At 49.0% G+C, this 3,039-nt stretch carries 1 rRNA gene; it reads left to right on the top strand.

The features are described from left to right. Window positions 1–126: 126 nt before the first annotated feature. Window positions 127–3,017: ribosomal RNA gene (locus H4J75_RS19425) — 23S ribosomal RNA — on the top strand. The last annotated feature ends 22 nt before the right edge of the window (window positions 3,018–3,039 follow it).

Raw genomic sequence — 3,039 nt, 5'->3', positions numbered from 1 at the left:
CTCTTACTCAGAGTAAACATCTTATTCAAGACACATTTATTTGTGCGTGAAAATGTCAGACTTTACAATTGCTGTGGATTAGTCTCCACGGTGTACTTCGTGTCGAAAGACTACTTAGGGTTGTATGGTTAAGTGACTAAGCGTATGTGGTGGATGCCTTGGCAGTTAGAGGCGATGAAGGACGTGTTAATCTGCGATAAGCATTGGTGAGGTGATAAAAACCGTTATAGCCAATGATTTCCGAATGGGGAAACCCACTGACATAAGTCAGTATCATTAAGTGAATACATAGCTTAATGAAGCGAACCAGGAGAACTGAAACATCTAAGTACCCTGAGGAAAAGAAATCAACCGAGATTTCGTTAGTAGCGGCGAGCGAACGCGAATCAGCCCTTAAGCTTATTGGGCGCTAGTGGAATGTACTGGAAAGTACAACGATACAGGGTGATAGTCCCGTACACAAAAGCAACCTTTGAGTGAAATCGAGTAGGACGGAGCACGTGAAACTTTGTCTGAATATGGGGGGACCATCCTCCAAGGCTAAATACTACTAACTGACCGATAGTGAACCAGTACCGTGAGGGAAAGGCGAAAAGAACCCCTGTGAGGGGAGTGAAATAGAACCTGAAACCGCATACGTACAAGCAGTGGAAGCCGGATTTAGTCCGGTGACTGCGTACCTTTTGTATAATGGGTCAGCGACTTATATTCTGTAGCAAGGTTAACCGATTAGGGGAGCCGTAGCGAAAGCGAGTGTTAACTGCGCGTTTAGTTGCAGGGTATAGACCCGAAACCCGGCGATCTACCCATGGGCAGGTTGAAGGTTGAGTAACATCAACTGGAGGACCGAACACACGTATGTTGAAAAATGCGGTGATGACTTGTGGGTCGGAGTGAAAGGCTAATCAAGCCGGGAGATAGCTGGTTCTCCCCGAAATCTATTTAGGTAGAGCCTCGCACGAACACCATTGGGGGTAGAGCACTGTTAAGGCTAGGGGGTCATCCCGACTTACCAACCCTTTGCAAACTCCGAATACCAATGAGTGATATGCGGGAGACACACTGCGGGTGCTAACGTCCGTTGTGAAGAGGGAAACAACCCAGACCGCCAGCTAAGGTCCCAAAGTACTAGTTAAGTGGGAAACGATGTGGAAAGGCATAGACAGCTAGGAGGTTGGCTTAGAAGCAGCCATCCTTTAAAGAAAGCGTAATAGCTCACTAGTCGAGTCGGTCTGCGCGGAAGATGTAACGGGGCTAAACTAGTCACCGAAGCTGCGGATTCATAGTTTACTATGAGTGGTAGGGGAGCGTTCTGTAAGCCGTTGAAGGTGAGTTGTAAAGCTTGCTGGAGGTATCAGAAGTGCGAATGCTGACATGAGTAACGATAAGGGGAGTGAAAAACTCCCCCGCCGAAAGACCAAGGTTTCCTGTCCCATGTTAATCAGGGCAGGGTAAGTCGGCCCCTAAGGCGAGGCGGAAACGCGTAGTCGATGGGAAACAGATTAATATTTCTGTACTTCTATATATTGCGAAGGAGGGACGGAGTAGGCTAAACAGGCACGGCGTTGGTAGTCCGTGTGAAAGTACGTAGGTGGTTGACTTAGGTAAATCCGGGTCTTCATTCAACACTGAGATACGAGACGAGACTCTACGGAGTTGAAGCTGTTGATGCCATGCTTCCAGGAAAAGCTTCTAAGCTTCAGATATATAGGAACCGTACCCCAAACCGACACAGGTGGTTAGGTAGAGAATACTAAGGCGCTTGAGAGAACTCGGGTGAAGGAACTAGGCAAAATAGTACCGTAACTTCGGGAGAAGGTACGCTACTCTCGGTTAAACCCTTGCGGTGTAAGCTAAGAGTAGTCGAAGTAACCAGGTGGCTGGAACTGTTTATTAAAAACACAGCACTGTGCAAAATCGAAAGATGACGTATACGGTGTGACGCCTGCCCGGTGCCGGAAGGTTAATTGATTCGGTTAGCGCAAGCGAAGCTGATGATCGAAGCCCCGGTAAACGGCGGCCGTAACTATAACGGTCCTAAGGTAGCGAAATTCCTTGTCGGGTAAGTTCCGACCTGCACGAATGGCGTAATCATGGCCACACTGTCTCCACCCGAGACTCAGTGAAATTGAATTTGCGGTTAAGATGCCGTATACCCGCGGCTAGACGGAAAGACCCCGTGAACCTTTACTATAGCTTGACAGTGAACATTGCTCCTACATGTGTAGGATAGGTGGGAGACTATGAAACTTTGTCGCCAGATGAAGTGGAGTCTACCTTGAAATACCACCCTTGTATGCGTGATGTTCTAACCTAGGGCCCTTATCGGGCTTGGGGACACTGTCTGGTGGGTAGTTTGACTGGGGCGGTCTCCTCCCAAAGAGTAACGGAGGAGCACGAAGGTTGGCTAAGTATGGTCGGACATCATACGGTTAGTGCAATGGCATAAGCCAGCTTAACTGCGAGACAGACACGTCGAGCAGGTACGAAAGTAGGTCATAGTGATCCGGTGGTTCTGTATGGAAGGGCCATCGCTCAACGGATAAAAGGTACTCCGGGGATAACAGGCTGATACCGCCCAAGAGTTCATATCGACGGCGGTGTTTGGCACCTCGATGTCGGCTCATCACATCCTGGGGCTGAAGTCGGTCCCAAGGGTATGGCTGTTCGCCATTTAAAGTGGTACGCGAGCTGGGTTTAGAACGTCGTGAGACAGTTCGGTCCCTATCTGCCGTGGGCGTTTGAGAATTGAAGAGGGCTGCTCCTAGTACGAGAGGACCGGAGTGGACGAACCGCTGGTGTTCGGGTTGTTATGCCAATAGCATTGCCCGGTAGCTACGTTCGGAACTGATAACCGCTGAAAGCATCTAAGCGGGAAGCAGGCTTTGAGATGAGTTCTCACTGGAGCTTTAAGCTCCCTAAAGGGTCGTTGGAGACTACAACGTTGATAGGTCAGGTGTGTAAGGACTGCGAGGTCTTGAGCTAACTGATACTAATTGCCCGTGAGGCTTAACCATACAACACCCAAGTAGTTTTACT

Source organism: Colwellia sp. BRX10-1, from assembly GCF_014077545.1.
In the GTDB taxonomy this organism is placed as follows: Bacteria; Pseudomonadota; Gammaproteobacteria; order Enterobacterales; family Alteromonadaceae; genus Colwellia_A.
The sequence above is the reverse complement of the archived record's forward strand: the minus strand, read 5'-3'. Positions and strand labels throughout refer to the sequence as shown.